The sequence below is a fragment of the Actinomycetospora rhizophila genome (assembly GCF_042657905.1).
GTDB classification, from domain to species: domain Bacteria; phylum Actinomycetota; class Actinomycetes; order Mycobacteriales; family Pseudonocardiaceae; genus Actinomycetospora; species Actinomycetospora rhizophila.
This window is the reverse complement of record NZ_JBHSKG010000012.1, coordinates 119,968-140,554: the sequence shown is the minus strand read 5'-3', so window position 1 is coordinate 140,554 and position 20,587 is coordinate 119,968. Positions and strand designations below refer to the sequence as shown.

Annotated in this window: 19 protein-coding genes and 1 pseudogene; 9 read left to right on the top strand and 11 right to left on the bottom strand. The window is 75.1% G+C overall.

The window, feature by feature from the left end; genetic code table 11:
- Nucleotides 1-17 precede the first annotated feature (17 nt).
- Together ACFPK1_RS21445 and ACFPK1_RS21440 are read left to right on the top strand one after the other, a co-directional pair.
- Complete coding sequence (locus ACFPK1_RS21445) at nt 18-1,421, top strand: class II fumarate hydratase (RefSeq protein ID WP_378022977.1); 1,404 nt, start codon at nt 18-20, stop codon at nt 1,419-1,421.
- Nucleotides 1,418-2,923 carry an ATP-dependent DNA ligase gene (locus ACFPK1_RS21440; protein WP_378022976.1) on the top strand — a complete coding sequence of 502 codons (1,506 nt, stop codon included), beginning with the start codon at nt 1,418-1,420 and terminating at the stop codon, nt 2,921-2,923. The genes ACFPK1_RS21445 and ACFPK1_RS21440 overlap by 4 nt, the downstream gene beginning before the upstream one ends.
- Before the next feature lie 31 nt (nt 2,924-2,954).
- On the opposite strand, the gene ACFPK1_RS21435 is transcribed toward ACFPK1_RS21440, so the two are convergent.
- A complete protein-coding gene (locus ACFPK1_RS21435; protein WP_378022975.1) occupies nt 2,955-3,305 on the bottom strand; it encodes a DUF3817 domain-containing protein in 351 nt (116 codons plus the stop codon).
- Between the two features lie 72 nt (nt 3,306-3,377).
- Here ACFPK1_RS21435 and ACFPK1_RS21430 point away from each other — a divergent pair, with 72 nt between their 5' ends.
- A complete protein-coding gene (locus ACFPK1_RS21430) occupies nt 3,378-4,820 on the top strand; it encodes a GuaB1 family IMP dehydrogenase-related protein (protein WP_378022974.1) in 1,443 nt (480 codons plus the stop codon).
- On the opposite strand, the gene ACFPK1_RS21425 is transcribed toward ACFPK1_RS21430, so the two are convergent.
- Entirely contained in the window at nt 4,807-5,769 is a 963-nt protein-coding gene (locus ACFPK1_RS21425; protein WP_378022973.1) for a GlxA family transcriptional regulator, read from the bottom strand. The genes ACFPK1_RS21430 and ACFPK1_RS21425 overlap by 14 nt on opposite strands.
- A 102-nt stretch (nt 5,770-5,871) precedes the next feature.
- Here ACFPK1_RS21425 and ACFPK1_RS21420 point away from each other — a divergent pair, with 102 nt between their 5' ends.
- Nucleotides 5,872-6,429, top strand: a complete 558-nt coding sequence (locus tag ACFPK1_RS21420) for a hypothetical protein (protein WP_378022972.1) — start codon at nt 5,872-5,874, stop codon at nt 6,427-6,429.
- Between the two features lie 49 nt (nt 6,430-6,478).
- Here ACFPK1_RS21420 and ACFPK1_RS21415 read toward each other — a convergent pair whose 3' ends face one another.
- Together ACFPK1_RS21415 and ACFPK1_RS21410 are read right to left on the bottom strand one after the other, a co-directional pair.
- A complete protein-coding gene (locus ACFPK1_RS21415; protein WP_378022971.1) occupies nt 6,479-7,813 on the bottom strand; it encodes a PhoH family protein in 1,335 nt (444 codons plus the stop codon).
- Nucleotides 7,814-8,218: 405 nt separating this feature from the next.
- Nucleotides 8,219-9,559 carry a DUF885 domain-containing protein gene (locus ACFPK1_RS21410; protein WP_378022970.1) on the bottom strand — a complete coding sequence of 447 codons (1,341 nt, stop codon included), beginning with the start codon at nt 9,557-9,559 and terminating at the stop codon, nt 8,219-8,221.
- Between the two features lie 331 nt (nt 9,560-9,890).
- On the opposite strand from ACFPK1_RS21410, the gene ACFPK1_RS21405 reads away from it, so the two are divergent.
- Complete coding sequence (locus ACFPK1_RS21405) at nt 9,891-10,376, top strand: hypothetical protein (protein ID WP_378022969.1); 486 nt, start codon at nt 9,891-9,893, stop codon at nt 10,374-10,376.
- A gap of 125 nt (nt 10,377-10,501) precedes the next feature.
- On the opposite strand, the gene ACFPK1_RS21400 is transcribed toward ACFPK1_RS21405, so the two are convergent.
- Nucleotides 10,502-11,263, bottom strand: a complete 762-nt coding sequence (locus ACFPK1_RS21400) for an isoprenyl transferase (protein WP_378023051.1) — start codon at nt 11,261-11,263, stop codon at nt 10,502-10,504.
- 181 nt (nt 11,264-11,444) lie between these two features.
- Here ACFPK1_RS21400 and trhA point away from each other — a divergent pair, with 181 nt between their 5' ends.
- On the top strand, nt 11,445-12,074 hold the full coding sequence (trhA, locus tag ACFPK1_RS21395; RefSeq protein ID WP_378023050.1) for a PAQR family membrane homeostasis protein TrhA: 630 nt from the start codon (nt 11,445-11,447) through the stop codon (nt 12,072-12,074).
- Between the two features lie 162 nt (nt 12,075-12,236).
- Here the strand turns inward: trhA and ACFPK1_RS21390 are convergent.
- The 4 genes and pseudogenes from ACFPK1_RS21390 to mca all read right to left on the bottom strand — a co-directional run.
- A pseudogene (locus tag ACFPK1_RS21390) lies at nt 12,237-12,827 on the bottom strand (hypothetical protein); the annotation flags it as partial.
- A gap of 164 nt (nt 12,828-12,991) precedes the next feature.
- Nucleotides 12,992-15,037 (bottom strand): thioredoxin domain-containing protein, encoded by a 2,046-nt coding sequence (locus tag ACFPK1_RS21385; RefSeq protein ID WP_378022968.1) that lies wholly within the window; start codon nt 15,035-15,037, stop codon nt 12,992-12,994.
- Nucleotides 15,038-15,075: 38 nt separating this feature from the next.
- Nucleotides 15,076-15,408 carry a hypothetical protein gene (locus ACFPK1_RS21380; RefSeq protein ID WP_378022967.1) on the bottom strand — a complete coding sequence of 111 codons (333 nt, stop codon included), beginning with the start codon at nt 15,406-15,408 and terminating at the stop codon, nt 15,076-15,078.
- Complete coding sequence (gene mca, locus ACFPK1_RS21375; RefSeq protein ID WP_378022966.1) at nt 15,405-16,313, bottom strand: mycothiol conjugate amidase Mca; 909 nt, start codon at nt 16,311-16,313, stop codon at nt 15,405-15,407. Before mca ends, ACFPK1_RS21380 begins: the two co-directional genes overlap by 4 nt.
- Nucleotides 16,314-16,762: 449 nt before the next feature.
- Here mca and greA point away from each other — a divergent pair, with 449 nt between their 5' ends.
- Complete coding sequence (greA, locus tag ACFPK1_RS21370) at nt 16,763-17,257, top strand: transcription elongation factor GreA (RefSeq protein ID WP_378022965.1); 495 nt, start codon at nt 16,763-16,765, stop codon at nt 17,255-17,257.
- Between the two features lie 17 nt (nt 17,258-17,274).
- On the opposite strand, the gene ilvA is transcribed toward greA, so the two are convergent.
- Nucleotides 17,275-18,474 (bottom strand): threonine ammonia-lyase, encoded by a 1,200-nt coding sequence (gene ilvA, locus ACFPK1_RS21365; RefSeq protein ID WP_378022964.1) that lies wholly within the window; start codon nt 18,472-18,474, stop codon nt 17,275-17,277.
- Nucleotides 18,475-18,741: 267 nt separating this feature from the next.
- Here ilvA and ACFPK1_RS21360 point away from each other — a divergent pair, with 267 nt between their 5' ends.
- Together ACFPK1_RS21360 and ACFPK1_RS21355 are read left to right on the top strand one after the other, a co-directional pair.
- Nucleotides 18,742-18,978 carry a hypothetical protein gene (locus ACFPK1_RS21360; protein WP_378022963.1) on the top strand — a complete coding sequence of 79 codons (237 nt, stop codon included), beginning with the start codon at nt 18,742-18,744 and terminating at the stop codon, nt 18,976-18,978.
- 16 nt (nt 18,979-18,994) lie between these two features.
- Nucleotides 18,995-19,444: a PPOX class F420-dependent oxidoreductase gene (locus tag ACFPK1_RS21355; RefSeq protein ID WP_378022962.1), complete on the top strand. Its 450-nt coding sequence runs from the start codon at nt 18,995-18,997 to the stop codon at nt 19,442-19,444.
- On the opposite strand, the gene ACFPK1_RS21350 is transcribed toward ACFPK1_RS21355, so the two are convergent.
- The gene (locus ACFPK1_RS21350; RefSeq protein WP_378023049.1) at nt 19,441-20,586 is read right to left on the bottom strand and encodes a cystathionine gamma-synthase; all 1,146 of its coding nucleotides are present in this window, start codon (nt 20,584-20,586) and stop codon (nt 19,441-19,443) included. The two genes, ACFPK1_RS21355 and ACFPK1_RS21350, sit on opposite strands and share 4 nt — an antisense overlap.
- Nucleotide 20,587: the final 1 nt, after the last annotated feature.

Below are 20,587 nucleotides of genomic sequence, written 5' to 3'. Positions count from 1 at the left end.
GTGAAAGACTGAGCACCATGACCGACGAGCAGGAGTACCGGACCGAGCACGACACCATGGGCGAGGTCCGGGTGCCGGCCGCCGCACTGTGGGCCGCGCAGACCCAGCGCGCCGTCGAGAACTTCCCGATCTCCCGCCGTCCGATCGAGCCCGCCCAGATCCGGGCGCTCGGGCTCGTCAAGGGCGCCTGCGCGCGGGTCAACAAGGACCTCGGGGTGCTCGACGGGGCCCACGCCGACGCGATCGCCGCCGCGGCCGACGAGGTGGCCTCCGGCGCCCACGACGCCGAGTTCCCGATCGACGTGTTCCAGACCGGCTCGGGCACCAGCTCGAACATGAACGCCAACGAGGTCATCGCGACCCTCGCCTCGCGCGCATCCGGCCAGAAGATCCACCCGAACGACCACGTCAACGCCTCGCAGAGCTCCAACGACGTCTTCCCGACCACCATCCACGTCGCCGCCGCCGAGGCGATCGTGCGCGACACCGTGCCGGCGCTCGACCACCTCGGCGCGGTGCTCAACCGCAAGGCCCAGGACTGGCGCCACGTCGTCAAGGCCGGCCGCACCCACCTCATGGACGCCGTGCCGATCACCCTCGGGCAGGAGGCCGGCGGCTGGGCGAGCCAGTGCGAGCACGGCACCGAGCGTCTGCGCGCGGTGCTCCCCCGCCTCGCCGAGCTGCCCATCGGCGGCACCGCGGTCGGCACCGGCATCAACACCCCGGAGGGCTTCGGCGGCAAGGTCGTCGAGCAGCTGCGGCAGTCGACCGGCATCCCCGAGCTCACCGAGGCCCGCAACCACATCGAGGCGCAGGGCGCGCGCGACGGGCTCGTCGAGGCGTCCGGGGCGCTTCGGGCGGTCGCGGTGAGCCTCTACAAGATCGCCAACGACGTGCGCTGGCTGTCGTCCGGGCCGTCGACCGGCCTCGCCGAGATCCGCATCCCGGACCTGCAGCCCGGCTCGTCGATCATGCCCGGCAAGGTCAACCCGGTGATCTGCGAGGCGGCGATGATGGTCGCCGCGCAGGTCATGGGCAACGACGCCACCGTCGCGTTCTCGGGCAGCCAGGGCAACCTCGAGCTCAACGTCATGATGCCGGTGATGGGCTACAACGTCCTCGAGTCGTGCCGCCTGCTGGCCGCGGCCGCGCGCCTGCTCGCCGACCGCGTGCTCGAGAACACAGAGCCCGACGAGGAGGCGTGCCGCCGCTACGCCGAGTCGTCCTCGGCCATCGTCACCCCGCTCAACCGCCTCATCGGCTACGAGGAGGCGGCGAAGATCGCCAAGCAGGCGATGAAGGAGCGGAAGACGATCCGCGAGGTCATCGAGGCCGAGGGCTACGTCCGCGACGGGCGCCTCACCCAGGAGCAGCTCGACGACGCCCTGGACGTGCTGGCCATGACGCGCGTCGACCGGTGACGCTGCTCGGGCAGGTCGTCGCCGCCTCCGGCGAGGTGGCGGCGACCCGCTCGCGCAAGGCCAAGACCGCGACGCTCGCGGCGCTGCTGGCCGGCCTCGAGCCCGGCGAGATCCGGCCCGCGACGGCGTGGCTCGCCGGCGAGATGCTCCAGGGCCGCACCGGCATCGGCTGGCGGACGCTGCAGTCGGTGTCGCCCTCGCCCGCCGGGACGTCGTCGCTGACCGTCGGCGACGTCGACGCCGCCCTCGACCGGCTCGCCGAGCTGGCCGGCTCGGGCACCGGGGTCGGCAAGCGCCGCGCGGCGGAGCTCGGCGCGCTGCTGGACGCGGCGACGCAGGACGAGGGCCGCTTCCTGGTGCGCCTGCTCGGCGGCGAGCTGCGCCAGGGCGCGCTCGAGGGGATCATGATCGAGGCGGTCGCGGCCGCCGCGGAGGTGCCCGCCGACGCCGTCCGGCGCGCGTTCATGCTCTCCGGGCACCTGCCCACCACCGCGCACGTGGCACTCACGGGCGGGGACCTGGGGGCCATCGGCCTCGAGGTCATGCGCCCGGTGCGCCCCATGCTCGCCTCCCCCGGCGACTCGCTGGACGCCGCGCTCGCCGAGCTCGGACCGCCCGACGGCGAGCCGGGCGTGGTCGTCGAGCACAAGCTGGACGGCGCCCGGATCCAGGTGCACCGCTGCGGCGACGAGGTGCGCGTGTGGTCGCGCACGCTGAAGGAGATCACCGGCGCGGTGCCCGAGATCGTCGCGCTGACCGGGGCGCTGCCCGTGGAGACCGTGGTCCTCGACGGCGAGACCCTGGCCGTCGCCGAGGACGGGCGCCCGCGCCCGTTCCAGGAGTCGATGCAGGGCCTGGGCTCCGGGGCGATGCAGCCGTGGTTCTTCGACTGCCTGCACCGCGACGGCGTCGACCTCCTGGACGAGCCGCTGGCGACCCGGCGGGAGGTGCTCGCCGAGGTCGTCGGCGACCGCCTGATCCCCGGCGTCGTGCGCCCCACCGCCGAGCAGGCCGAGCAGGCCGTCGCCGACGCCCTGGCCGCCGGGCAGGAGGGCTCGATGGTCAAGGCGCTCGACTCGACCTACTCGGCCGGGCGCCGGGGCCGCGCGTGGCAGAAGGTCAAGCCGTCGCACACGCTCGACCTCGTCGTCCTGGCCTGCGAGTGGGGGTCGGGGCGCCGGCGCGGGTGGCTGTCGAACATCCACCTGGGGGCCCGCGGCGACGACGGCTTCGTCATGATCGGCAAGACCTTCAAGGGCATGACCGACGCGACGCTCGCCTGGCAGACCGAGACGTTCCCGCGCTACGAGACCCACCGGGACTCGTGGGCGGTGTACCTGCGCCCGGAGATCGTCGTGGAGATCGAGCTCGACGGCGTCCAGACCTCGACGCGCTACCCCGGCGGCGTGGCCCTGCGCTTCGCGCGCGTCGTGCGCTACCGCGACGACAAGACCGCCGACGAGGCGGACACGATCGAGACGGTGCGGGCGCTGCGCGGCTGACGCGCCGCAGCGAACGGGCGGTTCGCTGCTTCTACGCGCGCGAACTCCCCGTTCGCTCCTCGCCCAGCTCGCCGCGGCGCACCGCGCGGCGCTCGAACCAGAGGGTCGCCGCCGGCGGGATGCTGGCGGCGAGCGCGAGCAGGGTGGTCACCGCCGACCAGCGGAACACCCGCGCCGTCACCAGCGCGACCACGACGTAGGCGACGAACAGCGCCCCGTGGACCGGCCCGAGCACGCGGACCCCGACGTCGTCGAGCACGACGAGGTACTTGAACGCCATCCCGATCAGCAGGCCGATCCAGGAGCAGGCCTCGGCGATCGCGACGACGCGGAACGTGCGGGCGAGGGCGGTCGCGCGGGAGGTGGTCACGGCGGTGGACACGCCCCCACTCTGCCGTGACGATCCCGGGTCGAGGCGGCGATGCGGCGATCGCCACGCGTAGCCTTGCGACACGTGCAGTTCCTCGACGGCGAGCGCCCGCCCCACGACCTGACCTACGACGACGTCTTCCTCGTCCCGACGCGGTCGGACGTGGCGTCGCGCTTCGACGTCGACCTCGGCGTCGCCGACCCCTCCGGCGCCACGATCCCCGTCGTCGCCGCGAACATGACGGCGGTCAGCGGGCGCCGCATGGCCGAGACCCTCGCGCGCCGCGGCGGGCTCGCGGTCATCCCGCAGGACGTGGACGCCGCCGCGGTCGCCGACATCGTCGCCGGCGTGAAGTCGCGGCACACGGTGTGGGACACCCCGGTCGTGCTGCACGCGGGCGACGCGGTGGCCGACGCGCTGAACCTGGTCAACAAGCGCGCGCACGGCGCCGTGGTCGTCGTCGACGAGGCCGGCCGGCCCGTCGGGGTGGTCAACGAGTCGTCGTGCACGGGCGTCGACCGCTTCACCCGCCTCGCCGACGTCCTGTCCCCCGCGGTGGCGCTGCCGGTGACGACCGCCCCCCGCGCGGTGTTCGACGCGCTGCAGGACCCGGCGTACGCGGGGGCCCCGGCGCTCGGGGTCGACGGGGAGGGGCGGCTCGCCGGCATCCTCACGCGCACCGGCGCCCTGCGCGCCGAGGTGTACCGACCCGCGGTCGACGCCGACGGCCGGTTCCGGATCGCCGCCGCGCTGGGCGTCAACGGGGACGTGGCCACGCGGGTCAAGGAGCTGGGCGCCGCGGGCGTCGACGTGCTCGTCGTCGACACCGCGCACGGGCACCAGGAGAAGATGTTCACCGCGCTGTCCGCCGCGCGCGCCGCCGCCCCCGACGCCGTGATCGTCGCCGGGAACGTGGTGACCGCCGAGGGCACCCGCGACCTCGTGGCGGCCGGCGCGGACGTCGTCAAGGTCGGCGTCGGGCCCGGCGCGATGTGCACGACGCGCATGGCGACCGGCGTCGGGCGCCCGCAGTTCTCGGCGGTGGCCGAGTGCGCGGCCGCCGCCCGGGCCGTCGGCGCGCACGTCTGGGCCGACGGCGGGGTGCGCCACCCCCGCGACGTCGCGCTGGCCCTGGCCGCCGGCGCCTCGGCGGTGATGGTCGGGTCGTGGTTCGCCGGCACCTACGAGTCGCCCGGCGACCTGCTGCGCGACGAGCACGGCGCGGCGTACAAGGAGTCGTTCGGGATGGCGTCCAAGCGCGCCGTCACCGCCCGCACCCGCGGCGACGGCGCCTTCGACCGCGCGCGCAAGGGCCTGTTCGAGGAGGGCATCTCGTCCTCGCGGATGCGCCTGGACCCGCAGCGCCCGGGCGTCGAGGACCTTCTCGACAGCATCTGCGCGGGCGTGCGCTCGGCCTGCACCTACGCGGGCGCGTCCACGCTGGAGGAGTTCCACGCCCGCGCGACGCTCGGCGTGCAGTCGGCGTCCGGTTTCGCCGAGGGACGCCCGCTGCCTAGCGGTTGGTGAGCAATGCCCGCCGGTGCTCGGTGGGCGTGCGTCCGTAGGCGCGCAGGACGGCCGTCCGCAGGGTCTCGGTGGTGCCGAAGCCGCAGCGCGCCGCCACCCGGGGCAGCGGGAGGTCCGTGGTGGCGAGCAGGTGGGCCGCGGCCTCGGTGCGGGCGCGGCGCACGTGCTCGGCGGGGGTGCGCCCGAGGTGGGCCCGGAACAGGCGGGTGAGGTGGCGCTCGCTGACCCCGGCCCGGCCGGCGAGGGCGGCGGCGCCGAGGTCGTCGTCCAGGTGCCCGGCGACGTGGTCGACCACCGTGCGCACGACGTCGTTCGCGGGCGGCGGGGCGGCGACGTGCACGCTCATCTGCGCCTGCGTGCCGGGGCGCTGCAGGTAGGTCACCAGCGAGCGCGCGACCCCGCGGGCCAGCGCCGGGCCGTGGTCCTCCTCGACGAACGAGAGCGTGAGGTCCAGCGCGCTGGTGACGCCCGCCGAGGTCGCCACGTCGCCGTCCCGGACGAAGATCGGGTCCGGGTCGACGGTGACGGCGGGGTGGGCGCGGGCCAGATCGCCGGCGAAGTACCAGTGCGTCGTCGCCCGCCGCCCGTCGAGCAGACCCGCGGCCGCGAGCACCGACGCCCCGGTGCACACCGACGCCACCCGGCGCGCGTCGCGCGCGAGCCGGCGGACGTGGGCGACGACGACGTCGTCGGCGGCCGCGCGCTCGTGGCCGAACCCGCCGGCGACGACCAGCGTGTCGATCGCGCCGACCCGGTGCTCGAGGGCCCCGTGGACGTCGAGGTGCAGCCCCGGCCGGCAGGGGACGGGACGGCCGCCGGGCGAGAGCAGCCGGACCGCGTAGGGCGGGTCGGCGCCGCGGTCGTTGGCGGTGGCGAGCGTCGTGGTGACGCACGCGATGTCGAGCAGCTCGGCGTCGTCGTAGGCCACGACCAGCACGTCCCGCTCCACGACGCCCGAGGGTAGGTCCCTCCGGACCCCCTGCCCAGGATTCCGGACCTCCCGGCACATACCCCGTGGGGGTATCAGCGACGGCGGCGCACGCTGACGCCCGTGACCACCCTCCACGGGCCGGGGGCCTCCGCCCTGCTGCACCGCTGGCCGACCGCCGTCGGCCTCCTCGTCGCCCTCGCCGCCGTGCTCGGCGGCGCCGACCGCGACGGCGTCGCCACCACCGTCGCCGTCGCGGCCTCCTGCTACGTCGCCGCCGCCGCGTTCTCGCTGCCGTGGATGGCGTGGGCGTGGATCCCGATCGCCTCCGTCCTCGCGGTCGGCGGCGGGTTCCTCCGCGTCGACCCCGTGGTCACGACCGGCGCCGTCGTCGCCGTGCTGGTCGTCGTCGGGCTCCTGCGCGGCGCGTCACGGCCGGCGCTGACGCTCGAGACCGCGGGGTTCCTCGGCTACGGCGTGGTCGTCGTGGTGGCGCTGCTGCTCTCCCCGGGCGTCGGCCTCGTGCTCGCCGCCCTCACCCTCGTCGCGCACGGCGTCTGGGACGTCTGGCACCTGCGCCGCCACCGCGACACGGTGTCCCCGTCGCTCGCCGAGTTCTGCGTCGCCCTCGACGTCCCGCTCGGCCTCGCCGTGCTCGTGCTGTGGGCTGCGCCCATGTGAGCACTATGGAGTGCTCCAGCACTCCATAGTGCTCACATGCCGAAGGCACCTACCGCTCACCCTCCAGCATCTCGGTGACCAACGCGGCGATCGGCGAGCGCTCCGAGCGGGTCAGCGTGACGTGGGCGAACAGCGGGTGGCCCTTGAGCTTCTCGATCACCGCGGCCACGCCGTCGTGGCGCCCGACGCGCAGGTTGTCGCGCTGGGCCACGTCATGGGTGAGCACGACGCGCGAGTTGGTGCCGAGACGCGAGAGCACCGTGAGCAGGACGTTGCGCTCCAGCGACTGGGCCTCGTCGACGATGACGAAGGCGTCGTGCAGCGAGCGCCCGCGGATGTGGGTCAGCGGCAGGACCTCGAGCATCCCGCGCTCGATGACCTCCTCGACCACGTTCGACGAGACCAGCGCGCCGAGCGTGTCGAACACCGCCTGCGCCCAGGGCGCCATCTTCTCGTTCTCGCCGCCGGGCAGATAGCCGAGGTCCTGCCCGCCCACCGCGTAGACGGGGCGGAAGACGACGACCTTGCGGTGCTGCTGGCGCTCGAGGACGGCCTCGAGGCCGGCGCACAGCGCGAGCGCCGACTTGCCGGTGCCGGCGCGGCCGCCGAGGGACACGATGCCGACCTCGGGGTCGGTGAGCAGGTCGATCGCGATGCGCTGCTCCGCCGAGCGCCCGTGCAGGCCGAACACGTCGCGGTCGCCGCGCACGAGACGGACCTGCTTGTCGGGGGTGACGCGGCCCAGCGCCGACGAGGTGCCCCCGAGCAGGCGCAGCCCCGTGTGGCACGGCAGCTCGCGGGCCTCCTCGACGTCGGCCAGGCCGTCGGCGAACAGCGACGACACCTCGTCCGGGGTCGCGGCGACCTCCGCGGTGCCCGTCCAGCCCGTCGTCGTGACGTCCTGGCCGTGGTACTCGTCGGCGGGCAGGCCCACCGACGCCGCCTTGACGCGCAGCGGCATGTCCTTGGTGACGAGGGTGACGGCGTGCCCGTCCGCGGCGAGGTTCAGCGCGCACGCGAGGATGCGGCTGTCGTTCTCGGCGGTCCGGAACCCGGCCGGCAGCACCGACGGGTCGGAGTGGTTGAGCTCGACGCGCAGCGTGCCGCCCTCGGGGGTCATGGGCAGCGGCTGGTCGAGGCGGCCGTGGTGGATGCGGAGGTCGTCGAGCAGACGCAGCGCCTCCCGCGCGAACCACCCCAGCTCGGAGTGGTGGCGCTTGCCCTCGAGCTCGGAGATGACGACGAGCGGGAGGACCACCTCGTGCTCGGCGAACCGCGTGGGGGCCCACGGGTCCGACAGGAGCACGGAGGTGTCGAGGACGTAACAGCGTGCGCCGTCGGCGGCCCCGGAGGGACCGGCGACGGGGGTGCTGCGGGGGCTCACGGAAGCGGGACGCTCGGCTGGTGCTGCGCTCACGACTACTCCCTCGAGCGGCCACGGCACCCGCGACCACTGTGTTCCTCGTCGGAACGGGTCGACTAGTCCGGTGGCTCGACGGCGCGATGGCGCGGCCCGGGGGCCGTCCTGCGCCTTCGCGGGGCAGGACCGGGTGCCGGCCCTCCCCCGGGACCGGACCAGGGCGGTCGCGTCGCGCCGGCCGCGGGGCGGGGTGCCGCGTGGGCACCTGCTCCGCGAGCGGTGGACGTCCCCGTCCCGCTCCGATCTGCCACTACCGGCCTCCCCGGACGCCCCGCATCCGGTGCGGGTCCGTCGGCGCGGACGCTACCGCCGGTAGCCGGTCGTTGTCGCGCGCCGAACGTGACGAGTTGGTGACGTGGCTCACCGATCTCAGCGCGATGTGCGGGGCGAGGCGACCGTTCGGCGCAGCCAGGGCGCCCGCACGGCCCGTCGGACCGGGGACCGCGGGCTCGGCGACGGCGGGGCGGCGACCGGTTCGCCGCGCAGCTCGGCGAGCGTCGGCGGGTCGTCGAGCACCCGGGCGAGACGCGCCGTGACCGGGTCCGGCGCCGCGTCCGCTCCGGAGCCCAGCAGCCAGGGCCGCAGCAGGCGGGCCCCTTCGACGTAGGTCGTGGTGTGGGTGCGCCAGCGCGGGTGGGCCAGGAACTCGAGCATCCGCCGCGCGCGGGGCTCGTCGACCAGCAGCCAGCGGCGCAGGTGGTCGACGACCTCGTCGGCGGGCCGGTGCTCGTCGTGCAGCATCAGCGCGGCGTCCTGCCGGACCGGGGCCAGTCGGGCCATCACCGTCTCGACGGCCTCGCCGAGGGCCCCGCGCTCCGGGTCGGCCGGCACGCCCGCGGCGGCGAGCACCTCGGCGTTCCAGCGTCCCCACCCCGGCCCGACGACGACCTCGAGCCCCAGCTCGGCCGCGCCTTCGGCGACGAGGCTCTGCGGCGTCCGCGCGAGGAACACCTGGCGCTCGGGCCGCGCGCGCAGCCGGTGGGGGTCGGCGGCGAGGCGGCAGTGCTCGGTGTGGTGGCCCGGGTAGGCCTCGTGGGCCACGAGCAGGGGCAGGTGCGTCACTCGGTGCCCGATGCCCGCGTTCACCGTCACCGCGGAGCGACGGGGCCCGAGCCAGCGGCTGAACCCGCTCCACGGGGCGCTGTCGACCACCTCGAGCGCCACGTCCTCGCCGGGCGGCAGGCCGATCGTCGCCGCGGTGCGCTCCCGCAGCGCCGCGAGCGCCGCGCGCAGGCCGGTCGACAGGTGCTCGGGCGGGAGCCGGTCGCGGTCGCGGAACGCCGCGAGGCGCCCCGCCAGGTCCCCGGTGCCCCCGAGCAGGGCGCCCAGGGTGCGGTGGGCCTCGCGGTAGCGGTCGGGGTCGCCGGGCGTGATGCGCACGCCGAAGCAGCGCTCGACCTCGTCGACGAACCCCACCTCGCGGCCCGCGGCCCGGTCCGCGAGGACACGGCAGGCCCGCAGCTGGGCGTCGAGGAACGCCGCGCGGGCGGCGTCCCCGTTGCCGGCGGCCACGTCCGCGAGCGCGCCGCGCAGGCGGTCGGCCTCGCGGGCGAGGTCGTCGGGGTCGGGGGCGGGCTCGCCCGCGACCCGCGCGGCGTCCTCCGGGGCACCGAGGTGGGCGTCGAGCACGCCGGGCAGCACGCGATCGAGGCGCAGCGCGAGGCCGACATAGGCCCGCGCAAGCCCGTCGAGGGCCGGGTCGGCAACCACCGGACGAGGCTACGCCGCGTGGCCCCGGAAGGCCTCGTCCGACCGCGCCCGGCTCTTGATACGACACACGGGTGTCGAGGTCCGCGACGCAGGGGCACTGAATAGGCCGCCGGCCGTGGGATCCGCGGCGGGAGGGCACCGCGGATCACCCGGATATCCCACTCAAGTCGCGCTGGGAATTGTCAATCACTCGATGGGGGTGGCTGGCTGGAAATGCCTGCTCAGCGACGGCTAGCTTTTAGCCCATCAGCCGCACCGTCCGTGGGGCTGGAGCCGATCGGCGGGAACCCCGAATTCCCTCCGAGACCACGAACGAAACTGGAGTTTCTGGATGCTGAAGAAGGCGGGAATGGTCGTCCTCGGGGCGACGGCGGGCATGCTCACCCTCGCGCCGCTGGCGAGCGCCGGCGAGGCGGGCCACGACCACGACAGCCACCGCAGCCACTCCTCGTCCGACTGCGACGGCGCCTCCGCCCGCCAGGGCGGCCAGCTGAACACGGGCGACCAGGCCGTCGGCGTCAACAACGTCAACGTCCAGGCGCCCATCAACCAGATCGGCGTCCTCAGCCGCCTCGACAGCGACGGCGGCCGCGGCGGCGACTGCGACGACAACGACCGCAAGAAGCACCGCCACGGCCACGGCCACGGCCACGGCCACGGCGGCCACGACCACGACGGCCGGGGCGAGGGCGGCGGCGGCGCGCGCGCCGAGCAGCGCGGCCAGGTCAACACCGGCGACCAGCTGATCGGCGTCAACAACGTCAACGTGCAGGCGCCGATCAACCAGCTCGGCGTCCTGTCCGACATCGACGACTGAGCCACTGACCCCGGTCCGGACGTCCGTGTTTATCGGGGGATGACACGGCCGTCCGGTGGCGCCGGGTGGCGACACGGGTGAGCAACGGCCCCGGGAGCACCGCTCCCGGGGCCGTTGCGCGTGCCCTACTGGCCGAGCCGGCGATTCCGTCGTGAATAGTCGCGCAGGGCCCGCAGGAAATCGATGTGACGGAATTGCGGCCACAGCGCCTCGGTGAAATAGAACTCCGAGTACACGGACTGCCACATGAGGAATCCCGACAGCCGCTGTTCCCCCGAGGTGCGGATGACCAGATCGGGATCGGGCTGCCCGGATGTGTAGAGGTGCTCGGCGATGTGGTCGACGTCGAGCACCTCGGCGAGCTCCTCGATCGACGTGCCCGCCTCGGCGTGCCGCAGCAGCAGCTTGCGCACCGCGTCGGCGATCTCCTGGCGCCCGCCGTACCCGATCGCGACGTTGACCTGCATGCCGTCACGGCCCGCCGTGCTCGCCGCGGCCGCCTCGACCCGCTCGGCGATCGGGCCGGGCAGGGCGTCCGGGTTGCCGACGACCCGCAGCCGCCACCGGCGGTCGGGCGCCGCGAGCCCCTCCACCGCGGAGGCGATGATCTCGAGGAGCTGGTCGAGCTCGGCGGCGGGCCGGTCGAGGTTGTCGGTCGAGAGCAGGAACAGGGTGACCAGCTCGACGCCGGCCTCCTGGCTCCAGTCCAGCAGGTCGACGATCTTCGCCGCGCCCGCGCGGTGGCCCTCGCTGGGGTCCGCCAGCCCGGTCTCGCGCGCCCAGCGCCGGTTGCCGTCGAGGATCACCCCGATGTGGCGAGGCGGCGCGCTCGTCGCCCCGCGCCGGCGGAGCCGTTTCTCGTAGAGCGAGTAGGCGACGCGGCGCAGATCGTCCCGCAGTGTCACGGGCCACCACGCTAGACGGTGGCCGTCGCGCCGCGTCCCTCCGTGACGGGCAGCGAGGTGGCGGGCGTCGCCACACGGACAGGGCACGTCCGGACGGGCGACCTACGCTGGAGGCGTGACGCTCATCGACCCCCTCGCCGAACCGGCCGCGGTCAAGCCGCGGATGCGGGGCTGGCTGCACCTGTGGTCGTTCGTGGTCGCCGTGGCGGCCGGGATCGTGCTGGTGTCGCTCGCCGGGGCGACCGTCTCCGCCGAGGCGGCGGTCGCCGTCGCCGTCTACTCGCTGACGGTCTGCGGTGTGTTCGGCATCAGCGCGCTCTACCACCGGCGGACCTGGGTCACCCCGCGCGGCCGCGGCGTCATGAAACGCCTCGACCACGCGATGATCTTCGTGTTCATCGCCGGCACCTACACGCCGTTCGCGGTGCTCGCCCTGCCCGAACGGACCGGGCTGATCGTGCTCGCCGTGGTCTGGGCCGGCGCGCTCGGCGGGGTCGTGCTCAAGATGGCGTGGCCGCACGCCCCGCGCTGGGTCGGGGTGCCGTTCTACCTGGCGCTGGGCTGGGTCGCGGTGTTCGTCATCCCCGACCTGCTGCACCGCGGCGGCGTCGCGGCCCTCGTGCTGCTCATCGTCGGCGGTGTCTTCTACAGCCTCGGCGCCGCCTTCTACGCGCTGCGCCGCCCGGTCGGCTGGCCCGCCACCTTCGGCTACCACGAGTTCTTCCACGCCGCGACGGTCGTCGCCGCCGCCTGCCACCACGTCGCGATCTGGCTCGTGCTCTACGCCGGCTGACGCACCCGCGGACGCGAGCGAAGGACGCCCCGGCTGCGTCGCAGGCAGCGAGGGCGCCCCTCGGCGCGCCTGTCCCTGGGGCGGGACCGGGTCGCCGCCGCCCCCGTCACCGGGGTCGGGACGGTCGCCGACGCCGCCGGCGTCGCCCGCCGTGTCGTCGTCGAGCACCGGGCCCTTCGTCCGCAGCTCGTCGACCGCGCTCATCGCGCCGCGCAGGTCCTCGAGCCAGCTGCCGGCGTGCTCGCCGACCAGCGCCACGGCCCAGGCCAGCGCGTCCGACCGCGAGCGGGCGACCCCCGCGTCGACGAGCGTGTCGAGCACCAGGCGCTCGGGCTGGCGCAGCCGCGTCATCACCGGCACCGAGAGCGTCGTGAACAGCTCCTCGACCTCGCCGATCCGCGCGCCCCAGGCCACCTTGCGCCCGTAGCGGTGCTCGGCCTGGCGCGCGACCTCCATGCGCTCACCGCGGGTCTCCTCGCGGAACCGCTCGATGCGGCCCCGCGCCGCCGCGGTGCGGGCCGCCTCGTCGGCGCCCTCGTCGAGGGTCGGGGCCGGCAGCTCGCCGACCACCAGGATCTCCTCCCGGTCGGTCGTCACCGACGGCGCACCCGTGAACCACCCGTCGGGCAGCCGCCCGGCGAGCCAGCCGTCGAGGTCGTCGGTGGCGGGCAGGTCGGTCGGGACCCGACCGCCGCCGCGCCGCCCCGGACCACCCCGTCCCGGGCGTCCCCGGTGTCCTCCGCGTCCCACCATCATCGCGCACTCCCTCCGCGCTCCTGCAACGCTTACAGCATTACACAGCTACGAGTGCATCGGGTGTTCGCTGCGCGCGAAGCGCCCGCGCCGGTGATCAACGGGGAGTTCGGACGCATAGAAGCAGCGAACCGCCCGTTCGCTGCGGCAGTGTGGGGGCGCGCTCAGCGGGCCAGGGCCGCCACGAGGTCGTCGGGGGCGGTGCGCGGGCGGTCGCAGACGAACCCGCGGCACACGTAGGCGGCGGGCGCGCCGTCGACGAGGGGCCGGTCGGCGAGCAGGGGCACGCCGTCGGCGTCGGGCTCCCCCGCGACGACGACCGAGCCGCCCGGCGCGTGACGGCGGGCGGTGTCGGCGAGGCGGTCGCGCTCGACGAGTTCCCCGGGCCCCGCGACGACGGCGACCTGCAGCGGGCCGTGCACGGCGGCCTCGGCCACGCTCAGCCAGCCGCCGGCGAAGCGGGCGTGGCGGGTGAGCAGCCCGCCGACCGCGGCGACCGCGGCGTCGGCGAGCTCGCGGTAGCGCGACGAGGCCGCGGGCTCGACCAGCAGCGAGGCGGTGAGCAGGGCGCCCGCCAGCAGCGACGACCCGCACGGCGAGGCGCCGTCGGTGATCTCGCGGGGCCGGGTCACCAGCGACTCCGCGTCGTCGGCGGTGTCCCAGAACCGGCCCGTGAACGCCCCGTCCTCGCCGATCTCGGCGAAGTGGTCGAGCGTGGCGTCGAGCAGCGTGCGCGCCTCGGCGAGCCAGCGGGCCTCGCCGGTGGCCTGGTGCAGGGCGAGCAGGCCGTCGACGAGCGCGGCGTGGTCCTCGAGCACCGCGGGCGCGTCGCCGACCACCCCGTCGCGCGACGTGCGCCGCAGCCGCCCGTCGACCACGTGCACCCGCAGCAGCAGCGCCACCGCGCGCCGGGCGGCGGCGAGCCACTCGCTGCGACCCAGGGCGGCCGACGCCTCGACCAGCGCGGTGGCCGCCAGCCCGTTCCATGCGGCCACGACCTTGTCGTCGCGCTCGGGCTGGGGGCGGCGCGCCCGGGCGGTGAGCAGCGACTTGCGCACGGCCTGCCAGCGACCCGGGTCGTCGGGGTCGGCGCGCATCTGCAGGGTCGAACGGCCGTGCTCGAAGGTGCCGTCCTCGGTGACGCCGAGCAGCCCCGCGGCCCAGGCCCCGTCCTCGGCGCCCAGCACCTCGGCGAGCTCGGCGGGGCTCCAGACGTAGGTCGAGCCCTCCTCGCCGGCGGCGTCGGCGTCGAGCGCGGACGCGAACCCGCCCTCGGGCGTGCGCAGGTCGCGCAGCAGGAACGCGGCGGTCATGTCGGTGGTCCGGGCGGCGAGCTCGGACCCGGTCAGCCGGGCGAGGTGGGCGTACGCGCGCAGCAGCTGCGCGTTGTCGTAGAGCATCTTCTCGAAGTGCGGGACGGTCCACGTCGCGTCGACCGAGTAGCGCGCGAACCCGCCCGCGAGCTGGTCGAACATTCCGCCGCGGGCCATCGCCTCGGCGGTGATCTCGGTCATCGCCAGCGCGTCGGAGCTGCCGGTGCGCTCGTGGTGGCGCAGGAGGAACTCGAGCACCGCCGACGGCGGGAACTTCGGCGCGGGGTGCTCGCGGGCGGGGACGAACCCGCCGCGGTGCTCGTCGAAGTCTCCGGTCAGCGCGGCGACCGCCCCCGCGAGCGTGTCCTCGTCCACCCCGCCGGCGGCCGCGGGCGGCGACGCCGACGCGAGCCGCTCGGTGATCGACCGGGCCGCGCTGCGCACCCGCTCGCCGTCCTCGGTCCACGCCGTCACGACCGCGCCGAGCAGCTGGGTGAACGACGGCATGCCGCCGTACGGGCGCGCGGGGTAGTACGTGCCGCAGTGGAACGGGTCGCCGTCGGGGGTGAGGAAGCAGGTCATCGGCCAGCCGCCCCGGCCGGTCATCGCCTGCGTGGCCTCCATATAGACCGCGTCGACGTCCGGGCGCTCCTCGCGGTCGACCTTCACGGCCACGAAGTGCTCGTTGACGTAGCCGGCGACGTCCGCGTCGGAGAACGACTCGTGCGCCATCACGTGGCACCAGTGGCAGGCGGCGTAGCCCACCGACAGCAGCACCGGCACCTCACGCCGCCGCGCCTCCGCGAACGCCGCGGTCGACCAGGGCTGCCAGTCGATCGGGTTGTCGGCGTGCTGGCGCAGGTAGGGGCTGGTCGAGCCGGCGAGCCGGTTGGGCATGACCGGGAATGGTCGCAGCCGGGTGGACCCGAGGCGAGTCAGAGCGGAGGGCCGCCCGGGGGTCGCTCCGTACGGTCCACCCCGCCGTGCCCGGCCGCGGACCGGCCCTCGCCGTCGGGCACACCGTCCTGCTCCGGACGGTCCGGACCGTCCTCCCCCGGCGGGTCGAATGACGCCGGCACGTTGCGCAGCCGCTTGGTCATCGAGCGGATGAGCAGGGCCGTGGCCACCCCGAGCAGCAGGATGACGACCAGCGCGATCGGCGAGGTCTTGCCGAACTCCTCGCCGCGCTCGGTGCCCGGCGCGCCCCCGGGCGGGGGCGCCGGCACCCGCGTCGGGAGCAGCGTCCACCACACCGTCAGGCGGTTCATGCGCCGACCCGCTCCCGGACGCCGGCGAAGAGGTCGTCACCGGGGGCCTCGTGGGTCTCCTCGGTGTCGACCAGCGAGCGGGCGAGCTCGTAGTCCTCGGTGGGCCACACGCGCTGCTGGAGGTCCATCGGCACCTGGAACCAACGGCCGTTGGGGTCGATCTGCGTGGCGTGGGCGCGCAGGGCGTCGTCGCGGACCGAGAAGTACTCCGAGCAGGCCACACGCGTGGTGACGCGGGCGCCCGGGTCGGGCCGGGAGTCGTCCCACTTCTCCAGCCACTCGGCGTACGGCGACTCCAGGCCGGCCTCGAGCAGCGCCTCGTGGAAGGCGAGCACGCGGGCCTTGGAGAACCCGTGCGAGTAGTAGAGCTTCAGCGGCTGCCACGGCTCGCCGGCCAGCGGGAACCGGTCCGGGTCGCCCGCCGCGTCGAACGCCGCCATCGACACCTCGTGGGTGCGGATGTGGTCGGGGTGGGGGTAGCCGCCGTTCTCGTCGTAGGTGACGACGACGTGCGGGCGGAACTCGCGCACGATCCGCACCAGCGCCTCGGTGGGCACCTCGAGGGGCTCGAGCGCGAAGCAGCCCGGCGGCAGCGGGGGCTTCGGGTCGCCCTCGGGCAGCCCCGAGTCGACGAAGCCCAGCCAGCGGTGCTGCACCCCGAGGATGGCCGCGGCCTTCTCCATCTCGGCGCGGCGCGTGCCGACCATGTCGGCCTGCACCTCGGGGGTGTCCATCGCGGGGTTGAGGATGCTGCCCGCCTCGCCGCCGGTGCACGTCACGACCATGACCTCGACGCCGTCCGCGACGTAGCGCGCACAGGAGGCGGCGCCCTTGCTGGACTCGTCGTCGGGGTGGGCGTGCACCGACAGGAGCCGGAGCGGCTGATCGGGGGGAAGTGCGCTCATCGTCTGTCCGGAGCCGTCCTCGTGCGTCGAACTGGTGACCACCGGGGAACAACGCCCCCGCGTGCCTCCATCATCCCGGGCACCCCCGACAGCCCTGCGCTCAACCCTGCCGACGCCCCCGTCGCCGCCGGTGCGCGATCATGTTCGAGGGCCCTCGCGCGGATCTCCGAGACACCGCTCGCGGGGCGGGTGAAGCAGGAAAACCGCAGGTGGTCAAGGCCCTTCACGCGCATCCGATCCCGCCGGCGGCACCCTCGAACGGGTTCCGCACGGCGCCGGGCGTGTTACCGTAGGGCGACACGGCCCGCATGCCGCGGGTCGTGTTTTTCCGTCTGTGGCCCCCGGGCCGCCGGCACCGTGCACCCCCGCGCGGTGTCCGTAGTGCCCGCGAGGAGAACAGGCCGCCGACCCGCGCAGCGCGGGAACGGACCTCCGAGGAGTTGATCGACGTGACCGAGACGCAGACGCAGGTGACCTGGCTGACCCAGGATGCGCACGACCGGCTGAAGGCCGAGCTCGACGACCTCGTCGGACAGCGTCCCGTGATCGCGCAGAAGATCAATGCCGCGCGGGAGGAGGGCGACCTCAAGGAGAACGGCGGCTACCACGCGGCCCGCGAGGAGCAGGGCGTCATGGAGGCCCGCATCCGCCACCTCCAGGAGCTGCTGCACACCGCCAAGGTCGGCGAGACGCCCACCGAGAGCGGCACCGCCGTCCCCGGCACCGTGCTGACGGTCCGCTTCGAGGGCGACGACGACACCGAGACCTTCCTGCTCGGCTCGCGCGAGGAGGGCGCTCACGGCGACCTCGAGGTCTACTCGCCGAACTCCCCGCTCGGCTCTGCGCTGCTCGGCGCCAAGGCCGGCGACACCGTGAGCTACGACCTGCCCGACGGCGGGTCGATGGAGGTCACGCTGGTGTCGGCCGAGCCCTACGGCGCCTGATCGGCAGAGCCTGAGCCCTACTCCCCCGTCACGTCGTAGCCGGCGGCGGCCAGCTCGGCGAGGATCACCGCCCGGTGGTCGTGGCCCCGCGCCTCGAGCGTGAGGGCCACGTCCACGGTGCCCGGTGCGGCGCCCGACCCGGTCAGCCGGCGGTGCTCGACGTCCACGACGTTGCCGCCCGCCTGCCCGACACGGCGCAGCACGTCCGCGAGGTAGCCCGGGCGGTCGGTGAGGCGCACGCGCAGCGCCGCGTAGCGCCCGGCGGCGACGAGGCCCCGGCGCACGATGTCGACCAGCAGCATCGGGTCGACGTTGCCGCCGGACAGCACGGCGACCACGGGCGCGGGCCAGCGCCCGGGGTTCTCCGCGACGGCCGCCACGGCCGCGGCCCCCGCGGGCTCCACGAGCAGCTTCTCCCGCTCGAGGCAGCGCAGCACGCCGCGGGCGATGGCCTCCTCGCCGACGGTGACGATCTCGTCGACCAGGGCGCGGACGTGCGCGAACGTCACCTCCCCGGGCCGCGAGACCGCGATGCCGTCGGCGATGGTGGCGCCGGCGACGCTCGTCGGGGCGCCCGCGGTCAGCGAGGGCGGCCAGGCGGCGAGCCCCGCGGCCTGGGCGCCGACGACCCGCACGCCCGCGGGCGCGCAGGCCGCCGCGATCCCCGCGAGCAGCCCGCCCCCGCCCGTGCAGACGACGATCGTCGCGACGTCCGGGACCTGCTCGAGGATCTCCAGCCCGACCGTGCCCTGGCCGGCGACGATGTCGGGGTGGTCGAAGGGGTGGATCAGCACCGCTCCGGTGCGCCCGGCGAACGCCGCCGCCGCGGTGAACGTCTCGTCCAGCGTGTCGACGAGCTCGACGTCCGCCCCGTACTCGCGGGTGGCCTCGATCTTGGGCAGGGGCGCGCCCGCCGGCATGAACACCGTGGCCCGGGCGCCGAGCATCTGCGCGGCCAGCGCGACGCCCTGCGCGTGGTTGCCCGCACTCGCGGCCACCACCCCGGCCGCGCGCTCGTCCGGGGCGAGCCGCTGGATCCGCCGGTACGCCCCGCGGATCTTGAAGCTGCCCGTGCGCTGGAGGTTCTCGCACTTGAGGAGGACGGGGGTGCTGGTGACCGTCTCGAGCGCCCGGGACGGCGTCACCGGCGTCTCGCGGACCACCCCGGCCAGCGCGTCGCGCGCCGCACGGATGTCGGCGGGACGGACGAGCTCCACGGCCTCGATGATGCCGGGCGCCGGATCACCGGTGACGTTCAGGTGGCCCTCAGCTCCCGCTCAGGACGAGCGGCGGGTGAGCGGTGAGGATGGTGTGAGGCCGACGGACGGTTCCGCGCGACGACCGGTCGTCGCGCTCCCGCCCGCGCCGGTCGCCCGATCGTGCGCGTCGGGCTCGCACTCGCGGAGCGTCGGTAGCCTTGTGGTATCGGCGTGAGGATCCCGCCGGGACAGGACGCAGGAGGGGGGTGGGGACCGGTGGACACGATGCCGCCCCCCGACACGCGGGTCACGCGCCTCGCGCGGGCGCTGCCGCTGCTCCTCGCCGCGCTGCTGGCCCTCGCCGCGGTGGGCACGGTCGGCTCCGCGGGCTGTGACGACCCGGCCCGCTACGTCAGCACCCCCGACGGCATCTCGCTCGTGGGCGGCTGCCTGAAGCCCGGTGAGATCGACCCGCTGGTCGCCGACCCGGCCGATCACGACCCCGCCGCCCGCCGCGGATAGGGCGCATCATCGAGGGGTGACGTCCTCCTCGTCCGGGCCGACCGAGCCGTTCGACCCCCGCGCCCTGCTCGCCGAGAGCCGCCTCGGCGTCCTCGCCACCATCAAGAAGGGCGGGCTGCCCCAGCTCTCCCCCGTCATGCCCTTCTACGACCCCGCCACGGGCACGCTGTCGGTGTCGATGACCGAGGGGCGGGCCAAGACCGCCAACCTGCGGCGCGACCCGCGCGCGGCCGTGGAGGTCACCGCGCCCGACGGGTGGGCGTGGGCCACCGCCGAGGGCCCGGTGACGCTGACCGGGCCGGGTGCCGACCCGCACTCGGCCGAGGTGGAAGCGCTCGTCGAGTACTACCGCACCGCGGCTGGCGAGCACCCGGACTGGGACGACTACCGCGCGACGATGGTCGCCGACCGCCGCGTGCTGATGGTCATGACCGTCGAGCGGGTCTACGGCGAGAGCATCCGCTAGCCGAGCGAGTCGAGGGCCCGGCGGAGGTCGTCGACGAGGTCGTCGGCGTCCTCCAGGCCCACCGACAGGCGCACGAGGTCGGCGGGGACCTCGAGCAGCGAGCCGGCCGCCGACGCGTGGGTCATGGCGCCCGGGTGCTCGATGAGCGACTCCACCCCGCCCAGCGACTCGGCGAGGGTGAACACGCGCGTGGCGGCGCACAGGTGGCGGGCGGCCTGCTCGCCGCCGGCCACGCGCACCGAGACCATCCCGCCGAAGCGGCGCATCTGCTTGGCGGCCACCTCGTGGCCCGGGTGGTCGGCGCGGCCCGGGTAGAGCACCGAGGTGATCGCCGGGTGCGCGGCGAGGACGTCGGCGACGCGCTCGGCGTTGTCGCTGTGGCGCTCCATGCGCACCGCGAGGGTCTTGATCCCGCGCTGGGTGAGGAAGCAGTCGAACGGCGAGGGCACCGCGCCCATGCCGTTCTGCATCTTGCCCAGCGTCTCGTGCAGGGCGTCGTCGTCGGTGACGAGCGCGCCGCCGACGACGTCGGAGTGCCCGCCCAGGTACTTCGTCGTGGAGTGCACGACGACGTGCGCGCCGAGCGCGAGCGGCGTCTGCAGGTAGGGCGAGGCGAAGGTGTTGTCGACGACCAGCATGAGCTCGTGCTCGCGGGCCACGGCGCCGAGCGCGGCGATGTCCGCGATGCCGAGCAGCGGGTTGGTCGGCGTCTCGCACCACAAGATCTTGGTGTTGGGGCGGATGGCGGCCCGCACGGCGTCGACGTCGGCCGTGTCCACCGCGGTGTACTCGACGCCCCAGTCGCAGTACACCGTGGAGATCAGCCGGTAGGTGCCGCCGTACGCGTCGAGCGGGATGAGCACGTGGTCGCCGGGGCGCAGCACGCCGCGCAGCAGCGCGTCCTCGGCGGCCATGCCCGAGGCGAACGCGCGGGCGTGGCGCCCGCCCTCGAGCGAGGCCAGCGTGGTCTCGAGCGAGGTGCGCGACGGGTTGCCGGTGCGCGCGTACTCGTAGCCCGAGCGCAGCCCCCCGACGCCGTCCTGCGCGAACGTCGACGTCGCGAAGATGGGCACGACCACCGCGCCCGTCGTCGGGTCGGGCTCCTGGCCGTCGTGCAGGGCGCGCGTCGAGAAACCGTTCACC